Here is a 16,192-nt window from a genome sequence, read left to right as displayed (position 1 = left end):
CGCTCAGGCTCCCAGCAGGCTTTGTCCGCAGACACGGACCACCTGGGCGTTGATCCCGCCGGATGCCGGATGCGCCAGCCAGGCGATGGTCTGTGCCACGTCCTCGGCCTGCCCGCCCTGGGCCAGCGAATTCATGCGCCGACCCGCCTCGCGAATCAACAACGGGATCTTCGCGGTCATCTGGGTTTCGATAAACCCCGGTGCCACGCCGTTGACCGTCACCTGCTGGCGCGCCGCCAACGGCGCCAGGCTCTGCACCAGGCCGATGACCCCGGCCTTGGACGTCGCATAGTTGCTTTGTCCCAGGTTCCCGGCGATCCCGGAAATCGACGAGACGCAGACGATCCGCCCGCCGGGATTGAGCCCCTGCCCTTCGAGCAACGCCGTGCTCAGCCGCAACGGCGCCTCCAGGTTGACCGCCATGACCTTGCGCCAGGCGGCCTCGGTCATCTTCGCCAGGGTCTTGTCCTGGGTGATGCCGGCGTTATGCACGACGATATCGAACGCACCTTGCTCGCCGACAAAGGCCAGCAAGCGCTCGGCGGCCTGGGGTGCGGTGATATCCAGCGGCAGTGCACTGCCCTGGAGCGAACCGGCGACTTGCTGCAACTCGGCCTCCACCGCGGGGATATCCAGGCAGATCACCTCGGCTCCGTCGGCGGCCAGTACCTGGGCGATGGCCAGGCCGATGCCACGGCAGGCGCCGGTGACCAGCGCCCGGCGCCCCGTCAGCGGCCGATCCCAGTCGATGGCCCTGGGCACATCCACCGGCTCGACAATCCGCACCACCTGCCCGCAGACATAAGCGGAGCGCCGTGACAGGAAGAATCGCAGGCTGCTGTCCATTTCCGTTTCGGCGCCCGGCTCCACGTACAACAACTGGGCAGTGATCGCCCGCCGCAGCTCCTTGCCGAGGGACCTCACGAAGCCTTCCAGGGCCCGTTGCGCCACGGCCTGGGCCAGCTCCTTGCAGTGTTCCGGCGCGGTTCCCAGCACCAGCACCCGCCCGTGGTGGTTCAGGCGCCGTACGTTGGCATGGAAGAACCGGTACAACTCGTCCAGTTGCGCGATATCGGCAAGGCCGCTGGCATCGAATACCAGGCCCCGGACCTTGACCGTGGACGGGGCATCGATGCTTGCCGCCGTGGCCGGCACGGTCTCGGTGGCGGCGAAGATCCGCTGCAGCTCGCCGAGCAGGCGCCCCTGGGGCGCGGCGGCCAGCACCACCGGGTTGAGGCTGTTGCCCGCCTGTCCCTGGCGATAACGCTGCAACGGCAGCGGTTGCGGCAGGCCGACCGACTGGGCCAGCCGCCGGCCCCAGGGTGAATTGACAAAAGCAAGGTAACCGTCAGACATGAAAGGATTCCGCTAAAGGCCAGAGAAAGATCAGTACGCACTGTCGTCGGCGACGGTGCCCTCGCTGAGGGTCGAGCGCCGTCTGGCCATGGGCTTGGCTGTCTGTTCGGGGTGCGTCTGGTCGAGGTGCGCCTGGCGTCGCTGCAAGGCTTCCAGCAGACCGAAATCCTGCGGAAAGTCGTCGACCTGGATCGCGTGGTCGCCGTACTCGACATACCGCCCGAGCAACTGGTCCTCGTCCGTACTGATCAGTTGCAGTTCCAGGGCCTTGGCCCGCCAGATCACAAAGGCTTCGCGGGAAATCGGCAGCGGCGCGATCACGCCCTGGCGGATCGCCGGCTTGAGCCGCGCCTCGATCAGTTCCACTTGTGGCAGCAGGCGGAACGCCAGTTCGCCATAGGCCAGCTTGTCGATATCCGGATGCGGGATATAGGAGTCGGCCAGCAGCCGGTCGCGGGTTGCCCCGGGTAGTTGCACCAGGTCGGCCACTTCCCCGAGCAGGCGGTCGGACGGTTTGCGCAGCGGGATGCCGAAGGGAAAGCTCAGCCCCCGGATAACTCGGGCAGCGGCTTTCGACGGATAGTTGTCGAGGACTTCGGCAAGGGCTTCATGGGCTCGCAGCAAGGCATCCTGGGCCGCCCAGTGCACCAGCGGCAGATCGGCCTGGGGACGCCCGTCATCCTCGAAACGCTTGAGCACGCAGGACAGGATATACAGCTGCGAGAGAATATCGCCGAGTCGGCCGGTGATGCTTTCCTTGCGTTTCAAGGCACCGCCGAGCACGCCCATGGAAATATCCGAAGCCAGGGCCAGCACCACCGACAGCCGGTCGACCTGCCGGTAGTAAGGCGCCAGGGCCTTGTCGGTGCCGGCCGGAGCATTGAGCAGGCGCCCGCCGCTCAAGCCATGTGCCGCCGCACGCACGGTATTGGCCACGACAAAGCCGATATGCCCGAACATTGCGCTGTCGAACGCTTCCAGCCCGGCGCGTCCCGGCTCGCGTGCGGCTTCCATTTCGCGCAAGACATAAGGATGGCAGCGGATCAGCCCCTGACCGAAGATGATCAGGCAGCGGGTCATGATGTTCGCCCCTTCCACGGTGATCGCGATCGGACTTTGCTGATAGGCCCGTGCGAGGAAATTGTTCGGGCCCATGCAGATGCCCTTGCCGGCGACGATATCCATGCCGTCGTTGACCACGGCCCGGGCCTGCTCGGTGACATGGTATTTGGCGATGGCCGAGATCACCGAGGGCTTTTCCCCGGCGTCCAGGGAAGCCACCGACACCTTGCGCACCGCATCACAGGCATACAGGTGACCGGCCATGCGGGCCAGGGGTGCCTGCACGCCTTCGAACTTGCCGATGGGCAGGCCGAACTGCTTGCGCATCGCGGCATAGGCCGTGGTGCCGCGCACGGCGACCTTGGCCAGGCCGACGTTGGCCGACGGCAACGAGATCGCCCGCCCGGCCGCCAGGCACTCCATCAGCATGCGCCAGCCGTTGCCGACCTGGTCGCGCCCGCCGATCACCCAGTCCAGGGGGATGAACACATCCTTGCCCTGGGTCGGGCCGTTCTGGAACACCGCGTTGAGCGGCCAATGCCGGCGGCCGGTCTGCACGCCTTCATGGCGGGTGGGAATCAAGGCACAGGTGATGCCCAGGCTGCCCTTGCGGCCGAGCAGGCCCTCGGGGTCTTCGGCGCGGAACGCCAGGCCGAGCACGGTGGCGACAGGGCCCAGGGTGATATAGCGCTTGTCCCAGGTGACACTGAAGCCCAGCACTTGCTCGCCCTCGAACAACCCTTTGCAAACCACGCCGACATCGGGGATGGCCCCGGCGTCGGAACCGGCATAAGGGCTGGTCAGGGCGAAACAGGGAATGTCCTCGCCCCGCGCCAGACGTGGCAGGTAGTGCTCGCGCTGGGCCTCGGTGCCGTAGTGCAGCAAGAGTTCGGCCGGCCCCAGGGAGTTGGGCACCATCACCGAAATCGCCGCGGCCGAGCAGCGGGTCGACAGCTTCATCACCACCTGGGAATGGGCATAGTGGGAGAACCCCTTGCCGCCGTATTGCCGGGGAATGATCATGCCGAGGAAACCGGCCTCCCGGGTGTATTGCCAGGCCTGGGGCGACAGGTCCTGCCAGACCTGGGTGGTTTCCCAGTCGTTGGCCATATCGCAGAGGGTTTCCACTTCGTTGTCGAGAAACGCCTGTTCCTCCTGGCTCAAACCAGCCGGCGCGGCCTGCAACAGACGCTCCCAGCGCGGCTTGCCGCTGAACAGTTCGGCGTCCCACCAGACGGTGCCCGACTCGATGGCCGCGCGCTCGGTGTCGGACATCGCCGGCATGATCTGGCGAAACAGCGCCAGGGCCTTGCGGGTCAGCAAGCTGCGACGCACAGGCTTGATAGCCAGGATCAGCGCCGGCAGCACCACCACGATTGCCGCCACCGCCGCGCCCAGCGGTCCGACCGCATTGAACAGATAACCGCCCGCCAGCCACACCAGCCCGGCTCCGAGCCACAAGCTCGCCGGAGACTGTCGATACGCAAGGACCAATGCCCCCGCAACTGCAATCAATAACCAGGAAATCATGCGCACACCCCTTGTGTAATACGAGACAAACCGCCGATGCCGCTTATGCCCGACATCCTTGATCAGCCGCCCGAAGCGGCTCGCAGGTTTTACCTTACAAAGAATAGAGACGTTTTAAAATTATTTTTTAAATTAATATTTATCAAAAACACAAAACGAAAAAACCGACCCGGTCGGTTCTTGGAAGGCAGGAAATCGGGAGTCGCGGGTACTACGACGACAATGTCGAGAAAGGCGGCTCCGGACGGACTTCAGCCCCCGGCCCTCTCCACATCGTCGTCGTACACAGCACCTTGTCGTTGCGTTGAAGACGCGGATCAGAACTTGTAGGTTGCCGACACGCTGACCACATCACCGGAGGCTTCCGCCTCTCCATCCAGGCGTCCACCGCCAAGACGAGGCTGGTTCTGCGTCTTGACATTGACCTTTTCCACGAACTGATGAGAGTACGCGGCATCAACGCTCAAGCCAGGAATGGCTTTTACGTCGTAGCCGGCACCCAATGCCAGAAAGTAGCGATCACCATCTGGAATCCTCGGATCGCGGGTGGTGTTGCGGGTCGGCGTCTGGTCATAGGCAACCCCCGAACGCAGCGTCCACTGATCGGTCAACTTGTAGTCGCCGCCCAGCGAGAACATCCAGGCATCACGATAGTTGTAGGGAATGGAAACAATGACATTGCCGTTGGATTTCAGCGTCAGATCCTTGAACGAAGACCACTGGGTCCACATGGCACTGGCGCCCAGGGTGAACCGATCATTGAACTGATGGACCCAATCGAATGCGGCTGTTGCCGGAATATCCAGTTGGGTGCTGGCTTTCGCTCCATCCGGGAACAGCTTGAGACCCGGATAAGCCTGCTCAGGCAAGGTGACGTTGCCACCAAAGGGGCTTGGCTGAGTCATTGCCAGATAGGAAAACGCATCGGATCGGATGTTGTAGTCACCCGTCATCTTGTTTTTGATCTTGGCGTGATAATTCAGGCCAAGGGAGTCACGGTCCGTGGGTTTCCAGACAATCCCCGTAAACCAGCCCGCCGACACGTTATCGACCTTTACCCGCATCAATGCTTCACCGATGCCCGATGGCAGGTTGGCACCCGCGAACGTCGGCGAGCCCGACACGGACGCTGCGGCCAGCAAGTCGATATTCTGGCTCACAAAACCCTGGCTGCGCTGCACGATAACGCCGCCACCGATGGAGAAGTCATCCCTGACCTTGAACGACAGGGAGCCGGTCAAGCCAACGGTTTCAATCTTGGTATCCACGGCGAAGTCACGCAGTTTCGAGTCTTCATTCCAGGTAGTACGCATCCCCTGGGGAACAACCTGGCTCAAACCAAAGGCGAACCGATCGCCAATTGGAATGACCATGAAGCCCGTGGGCACCCAGGCGGTAAAACCACCCTGCCCGCCATCGTCGGTCACGAGGTTGCGCACACCGGGGTCAAAACTGCCGTCAGCGGCAACCGGCGTATGGGTAACTTCATTACCCTGATAGTCGTAGGCCTTGCCGCTGTATTTGATCTTGATCCGTGCGTAGTCCACGGTCATTTGTGCAACAGAATGGTCAACAAAGGCCATGGCTGCCGGGTTGTTGTAAGCCGAACTCGGGTCGTTCTTGAACAACGAGCCACCGCCAAATGCGCGCCCCCAACCGGGTGCGCCGAATGTCGGAGTCGAGAAGCCGCCAGCCTGAACCGGTCCCGTCACCATCAGGCCGCCCAGCAATGCGAGCCCGATGAAGGCCTGCACCTGTTGTTTCTTATTATTCATGCCCCACTCCTTATTATTATCTGCTGCTATCGGCACTGCCGATCCGCCTTGTTGCAACAGGCGCCTCTTTCGAGGCGCTTGTATTGCTACGGGGTGATCAACCCTTTACGGAGAGACTGCTATCAAGGTGTAACGGTGATGCTGCTGGCAGTGACACTCAGAGCGTCGACATAGCAGTTCTGATCGCCGGTACCAGTGGTGTGGCCAGTGAGCGTCTGGCCGGCAGTGGCCAGTGACAACACGTGACTCGTAGCATTCCAGTTCAGGCTGAGAGAGCTTGGGCCACACTGAGTCGCTGGATACAGGAAGGTTTTGGCGATGTTGTAACCCACATTGGTCACCGACGCAGTCGTACCGCTGGTGGCGGTCAGGGTCCAAGGCAGACCGGTCAGAACCGGCACGCCGCACAGGCCACCACCGGTCAGGCTTGCTCCGGTAATACTGGCGACGCCGCCGGTGACCGTGCCGGTGAAGGTGATGCCGCAGGTAATCGCACCACCAAAGGACGATGGCGACCGAACGGTGATGGACCCCGCCGTGGTAGAGAACGGGCCATCCGGATTGATAGTTGAAGCAGTTGCCATGGATGCAGCGCCCAAGCAAACAGCGATGGCAGTTACAGACACGAGAGTTTTGATGCCTTTCATTGTTGTTTTTCCTCACATGTATGGCGATTCATTTCGCCGGGGTTAATGGCCTTTTGAGACGACACGGAGTACCTCAACTGCGACCGAGCTTCCCTTTCCAGCCAAACTTTCATGATTCCTTGTCCTGCTTGAACAGCCGCGACTCAGGGCACTACCCGGAAGGTCGGCGGCATCTGGATCGAAACCGTCTTGATGGTGCAGCCACCGTCCAGCGCGACATTGGCCGCCTGGAGTTTTCCGGTGCTGTTGCTCCAGGTGCCTTCGGCCGTGGTCGGCCCGCAATCACCGCCCACCAGGGGCGCGTGTACCGTGACCTGGATGCCCGACATCGCCCCGCTGGTTTCATCCTTGGCGATCAGCTTCCAGGGCAGATGAGTGGCCTCGACCTGACCGCACTTCAGGCCGCCGTCGAATCCCACCTTCTCGACACTGACATAGCTGCCGTCGGCGCTGATCCGGCCACTGACCTCGATGGTGCAATCGGCATTGATGATGCTCTTGGCAAAACTGATGGGGCCCTTGGCGGTGAACTCGCTATTGACCGGTTCGATACGCGCCGCGGCGAACGCCGGTGCCACCTGGGACAAACCCAGCAGCGCGGCAACTATCCGAACGGTTAACAGAACTTTCTGCATGGTTGACGTCCTTCTCGTTACTTATTGTTTTTATGGGTCAACTTCATTGTTTCGGGAGAAGGCACTGCCGAAATTCGGCGCGCCAGCTCCCGTCATGCACACTTGAAATCGTGGGCATGTTTGCAACTGATCCATTCAATCGGTGTGACGAGTACCGTACTGCTGAAGTAATTGCTTGCGTTTCGACGGCTGCAGGTTGGCCAGCCGGACATCTCCCGCGTAGTGGGCCAGCACCCGATGATCCATCAGGCGCCGCCACAGGAAGGGTACGTAGGCCCAGACAATCATGCTGGCGTAGCCGTAGGGCAGCTGCGGTGATTCGTCGAAATGGCGTAGCGCCTGATAACTGCGGGTCGGATAAGCATGGTGATCGGAGTGCCGTTGCAACTGGAACAGAAAGATATTGGTGACAATACGATTGCTGTTCCAGGAGTGCCGTGGCGAACAGCGTTCATAACGCCCGTTGGGCAACTTCTGACGCAACAGACCGTAATGTTCTACATAGTTCACCACTTCAAGTAGCGAGAAGCCGTAGATACCCTGGATCACCAGAAACGGAATCACCGCCACGCCCAACCAGAGAATCAAGCCGCTCCACAGCACCACACTGAACAACCAGGCCGTCAGCACGGTGTTTTTCCAGTGCAGGGTCGCCAGGCCCTGCTTGTGCAGGCGCTCGCGCTCCAGATGCCAGGCCGAGCGCAGGCTGAACCAGACCGAGCGCGGCAGGAAGCTCCAGAAGCTCTCGCCCAGACGCGAGCTGGCAGGATCCTCCGGCGTCGCCACCCGTACATGGTGGCCGCGGTTGTGCTCGACGAAGAAGTGCCCGTAGAAGGTCGGCGCCAGGGCCAGCTTCGCCAGGAGCTGCTCCAGGGGCCTGGTCTTGTGTCCCAGTTCGTGGGCGATATTGATCGCGATACCGGTCGCCGCCCCCGTGGACATGGCCATGCCCAAGTAGGTGAACCCGACGACACTGTCATGCGCCAGGGTCCGTTCGGTGATAAAGCCCGCCAGGCCGGCGAGACCGCCTTGCAGGTGCAAGGCCTGGCTCAGTCGCAGCAGGCCGCCGCCGATGATCCAGTCGATGCCGCTGACCGCCATCCAGGCCGTGCTGATCACCGACAGGCACATCAGGGCGACGCAGGCGTAGATGATCCAGCGGTAGTAGGTCTGTTTTTCAAGATCCGGAACGATGGTTTCCGGTGGATTGCTGCGATCTTCGCCAAGCAGGCCGTCGATCATCGGGATCAGGCCGAAGATCACCAGCACCCCGCTCCACCACAGGGACTGCACGCCGGTGATGATGGCGAAGATCCCGGACAGCAGCGGCGTGGCCATGGGCAAGGTGCCCAGCCACCAGAGGTGGCGCTTGCCGTCGGTCCAGATACCCGGTGCCGCCAGCGTGGAGTTCATGGCAGCCTCCGCTGGGTCGGTACCGGCAGGATCGCGAAGAACAAAGCCATTACGGAAGTCGAACGCTGCCCCGGGCAGCGGGCAGGATCAAAAAGACAAAATGCTTCAAAAGGCGTTATTTTCATTATTCTAATCGCTCAATTGCATTTTTAAAAAAAACATTCAAAACATTTTTTTAAATAAATAGCCCGAATTCGATAGCTCGTCAACTATTTTTTTGGATCCATTTTGAATGTCGTTCGTGAAGCCGTTCGGCGCAGTGGGAGAACCGCGTTCAGGAAGGCGTTGCCGCCGGGGTTGCGGGCTGCGGGATGTTGTTACCTTGTTGCGCGATGACCCGGGCGGCGACATTGCGGACCATGGCAACCACCGGTTCGACCGCTGTGATCGGCAGCATGTGCCCTCGCCCCTCGAGGATTTCCAGTTGAATGCCCGGCACCAGGGCCGCCATCGACTCGCCGTGGCGGCGATAGTCCAGCACCTCATCCCGTGAGCCGTAGATCAGGCCCACCGGCAGCCTCAGTTGCGCATAACGCTTGAGCATGTTCAGCAAGTCGTCATTGACCGTGGCGATTTCACTGGAGGCGCAATAGAAGTTGCCGGAACGCATGCCGAGCAGCCCGCCACCGCGCTCGGCAAAGTCCGCCGGGGGCGGATCAGGGGCAAATACCGCCTTCAACAGACTGCCACGCCCGAGCATGGCCATTGGTGCGGCCAGGGTCAGGGCGACCCAGCGCCTGATGAAGTCGGGCCTGACGCCCAGGGACAGGAACACCAGGGGCAGCATGCGCTGCGGATGGGTCAGGGGGGCCACCAGGACCAGTCCGGACACCCGCTGCGGATGATCGAGGGCCAGCGACAGGGCCAGCGCACCGCCCAGGGAATGCCCGACGATCAATGGCCGTTCCAGGTGCAGGGTGCGAATCAGCTCGGCGATCAGGCCGGCCTGCGCCGCGATGCCCACCCCCGCGCCCTTCGAACGGGTCGAATAACCGGAACCGGGGCGATCCAGGGTGATCACCCGGAACTGCTCGCGCAATCGCGGTGACAGTGAATGGGTAAGGTTGCGTGCGCATCCGGACAAACCGTGGATCAGTACCAGCACCGGTCCCCTGCCCTCATCCACGTAATGAATGAGTTCGCCGCCGACTTCGAGGAAGCGGCCGTTGGCCGGCACCGCACTCTCGATCCGGCGATTGATCCGGGCACTGATGGCCCAGAGCCCCGCACTGACCAGTAAAAAAGCAACAAGCGCTACGGCCCATCCCATCACGTCAGCCCTCTGCATCCCTGCGGCCCGGCATGGCAGCCGGAATTGGCTCCTGTCGTGGCGATATCTCCCGACGCCGGATAACGCCTCCCATCGGTCCGATGGGTCAGCCAATCCGTACAGACCACTAGCGTAGGCGATATTTTCAGGTAGATTATTTAAATTAATTTTTAAAACAATTAATTTAATTATGCAATGCTGAGATTTCATCCAGCGACGAAACTGAATGCCAGGCGTCGCCACAATCGAGGTACACACCATGAATGCGTACTCGTCACCCCCCGCAGGCTGCGAATCCGTGGATATCGCCATCATCGGCTCCGGTTTTGCCGGGCTCTGCATGGCTATCAAGCTCAAGCAGGCTGGAATGGCCGACTTCTTTATCGCCGAGCGGGCCGGTTCGCTCGGCGGCACCTGGCGCGACAATCATTACCCCGGCTGCGCCTGCGACGTGCAGTCCCACGTCTACTCCTTTTCCTTCGCGCCCAATCCGGACTGGAGTCGGCAATTCGCCCCCCAGGCGGAGATACGTGCCTATCTGGAGCGCTGCGCCCGGGATTTCGGGCTCGAACCGCACCTGCGCTATAACATGGGGCTGGACAAAGCCGTGTTCGACGAGGCGCGGCAGCGCTGGCACCTGCGCTTCTGCGACGGCCGCGAAGTCAGCGCCCGGGTGCTGGTCTCCGGCATGGGCGGCTTGTCGCGTCCGGCACTTCCGGACATCCCGGGACTGGAGCAGTTCACCGGCAAAAGCTTTCACTCCCAGCACTGGGATCATCAGTATCCCCTGGAAGGCAAGCGTGTCGCGGTGATCGGTACCGGCGCCAGCGCTATCCAGTTCGTGCCGCAGATCGCCCCGCGAGTGGCGCACCTCACGCTGTTCCAGCGCACGCCGCCGTGGATACTGCCCAAGCCCGATCGCGCGCTGTCGAGCGTCGAGCGCTGGCTGTTCAAGCACCTGCCCTTCACCCAGCGGCTGGCCCGCTCGGCCATCTACTGGCTGCTCGAAAGCCGGGTCATCGCCTTCGCCCATCAACCGAAGCTGATGAAGGTGGTGCAGAAAATCGCCCTGCGCCATCTGCACAAGCAGGTCGCGACACCGACCCTGCGCACCACCCTGACGCCCGACTACACCATCGGCTGCAAACGCATCCTGATCTCCAATGACTACTACCCGTCCCTGACCCGCAGCCATGTGAAAGTGGTGAGCCAGGAGGTGCTGCGAGTCGAAGCCGATGCCGTGGTGACCGCCGACGGCGTGCGCCATCCCGTGGACTGCCTGATCTACGGCACCGGCTTCCAGGCCACCGAGCCCCTGCCCCGTGGCCTGCTGATCGGTCGCCAGGGCGTCGATATCCTGGATACCTGGGCCGATGGCGCCCATGCGTACCTGGGGACCTGCCTGCCCGGCTACCCGAACTTCTTCATGATCATCGGCCCGAACACCGGCCTGGGCCACAACTCGATGATCCTGATGATCGAAGCCCAGGTCGACTACATCCTCCAGGCCCTGAAACAGATGCGCGATCGACAGATCGACGCGCTGGAGGTCAGGCCGCTGGTCGAAAGCCGGTACAACGACCACCTCCAGCAGCAACTCAAACGGGCGATCTGGTCCACCGGCGGTTGCCGCAGCTGGTACCTGGACCCGCGTACCGGCAAGAACACCACGCTCTGGCCGGGCTCCACCTGGCGCTTCCGGCAAGTCACCCGGAGTTTCGAACTCAGGGACTACCTCACCTCGGGAGCACTCCACACGCCCGCCGCCGCGGCCACCTCGACCGCAACCGCCATCGAACCCGCACGAGGCAGTCACTCATGAAGACATTCGACGCCAAGGTCGCCGCCATCACCGGCGCCGGTTCCGGCATGGGCCGCGCCCTGGCCATTGCCCTGGCCCGCGAGGGCTGTCACCTGGCGCTGGCGGACAAGAACGCCCAGGGACTGGAGCAGACCCAGGCCCTCGCCCGCGCCGCCGCGCTATTGCCGCTGCGCATCACCTCGCAGGTGCTGGATGTGGCCGATCGCGTGGCCATGTTCGACTGGGCCGCCGCGACCGCTGCCGAACACGGCAGCATCAACCTGATCTTCAACAATGCTGGCGTAGCGCTGTCGAGCACCATCGAAGGGATGAGCCTGGAAGATCTCGAATGGATCATCGGCATCAATTTCTGGGGCGTGGTCCACGGCACCCAGGCCTTCCTGCCCTACCTCAAGCAGTCCGGCGACGGGCATGTCATCAATACATCGAGCGTGTTCGGACTGTTCGCCCAGCCGGGCATGAGCGGTTACAACGCCAGTAAATTCGCGGTTCGCGGCTTTACCGAGGCGTTGCGCCAGGAACTCGACCTGATGGATTACGGCGTCTCGGCCACCAGTGTCCATCCGGGCGGAATCCGCACCGATATCGCCCGCTCCACGCGCATCAGCGACAACGTCAAGGGGCTGCTGATCGAGAACGAACAACAGGCCCGGGCCGATTTCGAGAAACTGTTCATCACCAGCGCCGAACAGGCTGCCCGGGTGATCCTGCAAGGCGTGCGCAAGAACCGCCGGCGCGTACTGGTCGGGCGTGACGCCCACGCACTGGACCTGTTGGTACGCCTGCTGCCCGCCGCCTACCAGGCCCTCGTGGTGTTTATCAGCCGGCGCCTGTCGCCTCTGGGCAGGCACAAGAACAAGACCACGGCCTATGACGCCAAGGACTCGGGCGGGATCTGAACGCCCTCGCCCCTTCTATATCAGGAGTACCAGCCATGCTGCCGATCCGCCGCGACATCCATCCCGAACTGCCTGCCGACCGTATCAAGAACTGGCATGCCGAGGGCCCCTGGGTCACTCATTTCTTCAATGCGTTGTCCTTGCTGTTTCCCTCCGGCGAGCTGTTCTTCATGGACAGCGTGCGCCATTACCGCGACCAGGTGCACGACCCCGAGCTGCGCCAGGCGATCCAGGGTTTCATTGGCCAGGAAGCCATGCACAGCCGCGAACATGTGCGCTACAACGACCTGCTGCAAGCCGCCAGCCTGCCCGCGCACAAGCTGGATCGGCGCCTGCGCTTCATCCTCGATTTCCAGAAGAAGCATTTTGCGCCCTCCTTCAACCTGGCGATCACCATTGCCCTGGAGCACTACACGGCGATGCTGGCAGACCTGCTGTTGCGCGATCCCAGCCGCTTCGGCGATTCCGTCGAGGGCTATCGGCAGATGTGGACCTGGCATGCCCTGGAGGAAACCGAGCACAAATCGGTGGCCTTCGATGTCTGGAACAGCGTGATCAAGCCAGGACCGAAACGCTATCTGCTGCGCACCGGCGCCATGCTCTCGACCACGCTGCTGTTCTGGCTGGTGGTGTTCGATTTCCATGTGCGCCTGCTGATCGCCGACCGCAAGGCCGGTCATCAGCGGCAGGGGCTGTGGCGCATGGTCAAGTACCTGTTCGGCTGGCGAGGGGTGTTTCCCCGGATCGCCCTGCCGTGGCTGGACTACTTCAAGCCTGGTTTCCATCCCTGGGACCATGACAACCGCGCCCAGCTGGAACGTATCGACGGGTTGATGGACGCCATTCGGGCGCAGGCGGGCAAATAGATAGCGTTGAGGCGGATGCCGCCATCGCCGGCAAGCCGGCGATCACCGCACAGCGGTGCCCTGCCAAGCGGTGCTTAAAACGTGTCGGCCTCGACCGACTTCAACTCGCTACGGGTATCGATGCTCACCACCACCGACATGCCTGGCCTCAGCCGCCGGGCTTCTTCCTGGCCGGGATCGATGGTGATCCGTACCGGCACCCGCTGGGCGATCTTGACGAAGTTGCCGGTGGCGTTGTCCGCCTGCAGCAGGCTGAATTCGGAGCCGGTCGCCGGCGCGATGCGCTGCACCCGCCCGGTAAAGCGCCGATGGTTGAGCGAATCGACGGTAAAGCTCGCGGCCTGCCCCTCGCGCACATCGGCCATCTGCGTCTCTTTCATATTGGCGATGATCCATTGCCGATCCGGCACCAGCGCCATCAGTTGCGCACCGGAGTTCACGTAGGCGCCCAGCCGCACGCCGATCTGCCCCAGTTGCCCGTCCCGTGGGGCGAGAATCCGCGTATTGGACAAGTCGATGCGCGCCAGCTCGATCGCCGCCTCGGCGTTGGCCACGGCGGCCTCCAGGGAGCCTCGATTGACGATCACGGTCTGCAGGTCCTGCCGGGAAATCTCCAGCGCGGCCTGGGCCTGGGCGATAGCTGCCTGGGTCTGGGCATTGTCGGCGCGGGTCACGTCCAGTTCGCGACGGGACACCGAGCCATCGGCGATCAACGCCTGGTTGCGCTCCAGGTCCGCGGCACTCTTGCGCGCCTGGGCCTTGCTGTTGTCGAGCGCGGCCTGGCGCTGGGCGATGGTCGCCTCGGCGCTGCGTCGTTGCTGCTGGTTGTTCGCCAGGGCGGCTTGCTGCACCGCCAACTGGGCCTGCGCCTGATCCAGGTGTTGCTTGTAGATCCGGTCATCCAGGCGCACCAGCAGATCACCGGCCTTGACGAACTGGAAATCCTGCACCGGCACTTCGAACACATAACCGCTCAGTTGCGGCCCGATCAGCGTGACCTGCCCGCGCACCAGGGCGTTCTCGGTACTTTCGATGGCGCTGCTGAACGGCGGCAACTGCCAGGCGTAGAGCACGATCAGCACACCGACAATGGCAATCGCGGCAAATCCCAGGGAAGAGATGATCCGCACCCGCAGCGAACGTGGCTCGGTCGATGAAGCCCCCGGCGGCGTGACGCCTTCGGGAGTGGCGGCAATGGCGTTGGTGGTGGTTGCAGGTTCAGTCATTGTGAGGGGGCACCGCTACTGGGGGTGGAAGATGGAACGTTACGGGCGATCCGGCGCGTGGTACTCATCAACCACAGGCTGCGGGCAAAGATCCACAACATGGTGAGCACGGCGATCACGGCAATCAACATGAACACATCGTTATAGGCCAGGACATTGGCTTCACGGGTCGCCGCCGTCGCCAGCGCGCGCATGCCCTGGGTGGTGCGCAAGGAGGGATCGAAAATGGTCGAGGCATAGCCGGCGGCGGAACCCTGCACCCGCGCGGCCACCAGCGGGTCAAGCAGGGTCAGGTGCTCGACGATGCTACTGGAATGGATTTTCTCGCGCACCACCTGGAAAGTCCCGAGCAGCGCCGAGCCGATCAGGCCGCCGAGGTTGTTGCAAATCCCGAAGAGCACCGAAAAGCTGACCAGGTTGCGTGGATTGGTGATGACATTGCGGGTGCCCAGGGCCATGGTCGGCCCGAGGAAGAAAGTCCCGCCGAACGCCAGCAGGAACTGGCTGAAATACATGTTGGCCGGGCGGGTCAGGTTGTTCGAGAAGCTGTCCATGGACGAGCCGACCGCCATCAGCGCCAGGGAAATGATCAGCGGCATGAACAGATGGTCGGGATGAATGGTCAGGGCGCTGACCGCCAGCCCGGCGATACTCCCCACCAACATGACCAAGTATAGGCTGCGCATCTGTTCGTTGCCCATGTTCAAGGCCTGCAGGAACCCCACCGCGCCGGTGGACTGCTCCGACAACACCATGCGGATCAGGATCACCGCCAGCCCCAGGCGGATCATCGCCCCACTGCCGAGCCAGCGGGTCATCAGCATCGGGTTGCTGCGGTTATGCTCGATGGCCAGCCCGGCCAGGATCAGGACGATCGACCCGGCGCAAGCGAAACCGATCCACGGAGCTTCCAGCCACCAGTCGATCCGCCCGAGGGACAACACCGCGCACAGCAGGGCCACGCCCGTGGCGAGCACCGTGAAGGTGAGGAAATCCAGCTTTTCGAAGGTCTTGAAGCGGTCTCCTGGCGGCAACTTGAGCAGGAATACGCAGCCCAGCGCCGCCAGGGCCAGGCCCAGTTCGAAGAGATAGAGCCCGCGCCATTCGGCGATCTGCAGCAGGTCCTCGGAAAACAGCCGCGCCAGCGGCAGGGCCAATTGCGAGGTGCCCAGGCCCAGCACCAGGGCCTTGAGCCGCCACTTCGCCGGAAATGCCTGGATCATGTAGTACAGCCCCAGTGAACTGAGCGCCGCGCCGACCATGCCGTGGGCCGCCCGCACGGCAATCGCCGAGCTGAGGTCGTTGACGAACAGGTGGCCGAAGGTCACCAGGGCATAGAGCACCAGGAACACCTCGGTAAACGCCCGCAACCCGAACTGCTGACGAAACTTCACCAGCAGCAGGTTCATCGAGACATTGGTCATCACGTAGGCCGCCGGCAGCCAGGCCATTTCCGCGGTGGTTGACCCCAGTGCTCCCTGCAGATAAGGCAGGTTGGCGATCACCAGGGAATTGCCCAGCCCGCCGGTCAGCGCCACCAGCAGCCCGACCAGCGCAAAGGCCCAGCGCTTGCGGGTCGAATGCAGCGGTGTCGAGGGCGAACCGGGCAGACTGGGGCGCTCGTGGGGCTGCCAGTTGTGCGGCGTATAGTGATTCACCATTTCCTGAATAAAACCTGTCTATATGTCAAA

General features: G+C 62.6%; 12 protein-coding genes. 3 read left to right on the top strand and 9 right to left on the bottom strand.

The features are described 5' to 3' along the window. Positions 1-3 precede the first annotated feature (3 nt). The 7 genes from HX851_RS02255 to HX851_RS02225 all read right to left on the bottom strand — a co-directional run bounded on the left by HX851_RS02255 (position 4) and on the right by HX851_RS02225 (position 9,688). The gene (locus HX851_RS02255) at positions 4-1,356 is read right to left on the bottom strand and encodes a 3-oxoacyl-ACP reductase (protein WP_177057014.1); all 1,353 of its coding nucleotides are present in this window, start codon (positions 1,354-1,356) and stop codon (positions 4-6) included. Between the two features lie 30 nt (positions 1,357-1,386). Beyond that, positions 1,387-3,948, bottom strand: coding sequence for an acyl-CoA dehydrogenase (locus tag HX851_RS02250; RefSeq protein WP_177064823.1), 2,562 nt, complete (start codon positions 3,946-3,948; stop codon positions 1,387-1,389). 317 nt (positions 3,949-4,265) lie between these two features. Then, positions 4,266-5,723: an outer membrane protein transport protein gene (locus tag HX851_RS02245; protein ID WP_177064822.1), complete on the bottom strand. Its 1,458-nt coding sequence runs from the start codon at positions 5,721-5,723 to the stop codon at positions 4,266-4,268. A gap of 122 nt (positions 5,724-5,845) precedes the next feature. Next, positions 5,846-6,370, bottom strand: coding sequence for an alkane oxidation protein activator PraB (praB, locus tag HX851_RS02240; RefSeq protein WP_177064821.1), 525 nt, complete (start codon positions 6,368-6,370; stop codon positions 5,846-5,848). A gap of 143 nt (positions 6,371-6,513) precedes the next feature. Further along, positions 6,514-7,005, bottom strand: a complete 492-nt coding sequence (gene praA, locus HX851_RS02235) for an alkane oxidation protein activator PraA (RefSeq protein WP_177064819.1) — start codon at positions 7,003-7,005, stop codon at positions 6,514-6,516. Positions 7,006-7,140: 135 nt separating this feature from the next. Continuing rightward, positions 7,141-8,418: an alkane 1-monooxygenase gene (locus tag HX851_RS02230; RefSeq protein WP_177064817.1), complete on the bottom strand. Its 1,278-nt coding sequence runs from the start codon at positions 8,416-8,418 to the stop codon at positions 7,141-7,143. Between the two features lie 274 nt (positions 8,419-8,692). Next, positions 8,693-9,688 carry an alpha/beta fold hydrolase gene (locus HX851_RS02225; protein ID WP_177064816.1) on the bottom strand — a complete coding sequence of 332 codons (996 nt, stop codon included), beginning with the start codon at positions 9,686-9,688 and terminating at the stop codon, positions 8,693-8,695. A gap of 259 nt (positions 9,689-9,947) precedes the next feature. On the opposite strand from HX851_RS02225, the gene HX851_RS02220 reads away from it, so the two are divergent. From HX851_RS02220 to HX851_RS02210, 3 genes are read left to right on the top strand one after another with little or no spacing between them, the layout of a single operon-like run. Further along, a complete protein-coding gene (locus tag HX851_RS02220; protein WP_177057021.1) occupies positions 9,948-11,510 on the top strand; it encodes a flavin-containing monooxygenase in 1,563 nt (520 codons plus the stop codon). Continuing rightward, positions 11,507-12,409, top strand: a complete 903-nt coding sequence (locus HX851_RS02215; protein ID WP_177057022.1) for an SDR family NAD(P)-dependent oxidoreductase — start codon at positions 11,507-11,509, stop codon at positions 12,407-12,409. The genes HX851_RS02220 and HX851_RS02215 overlap by 4 nt, the downstream gene beginning before the upstream one ends. Positions 12,410-12,444: 35 nt before the next feature. Next, positions 12,445-13,275: a metal-dependent hydrolase gene (locus HX851_RS02210; RefSeq protein ID WP_177057023.1), complete on the top strand. Its 831-nt coding sequence runs from the start codon at positions 12,445-12,447 to the stop codon at positions 13,273-13,275. A gap of 74 nt (positions 13,276-13,349) precedes the next feature. On the opposite strand, the gene HX851_RS02205 is transcribed toward HX851_RS02210, so the two are convergent. Then, complete coding sequence (locus tag HX851_RS02205) at positions 13,350-14,501, bottom strand: HlyD family secretion protein (RefSeq protein ID WP_177064815.1); 1,152 nt, start codon at positions 14,499-14,501, stop codon at positions 13,350-13,352. After that, entirely contained in the window at positions 14,498-16,159 is a 1,662-nt protein-coding gene (locus HX851_RS02200; RefSeq protein ID WP_177064870.1) for an MFS transporter, read from the bottom strand. The genes HX851_RS02205 and HX851_RS02200 overlap by 4 nt, the downstream gene beginning before the upstream one ends. Between the last annotated feature and the right edge of the window lie 33 nt (positions 16,160-16,192).

Origin of the sequence: Pseudomonas gingeri, from assembly GCF_013385635.1 — a bacterium.
Lineage (GTDB): Bacteria > Pseudomonadota > Gammaproteobacteria > Pseudomonadales > Pseudomonadaceae > Aquipseudomonas > Aquipseudomonas gingeri_A.
The sequence above is the reverse complement of the archived record's forward strand: the minus strand, read 5'-3'. Positions and strand labels throughout refer to the sequence as shown.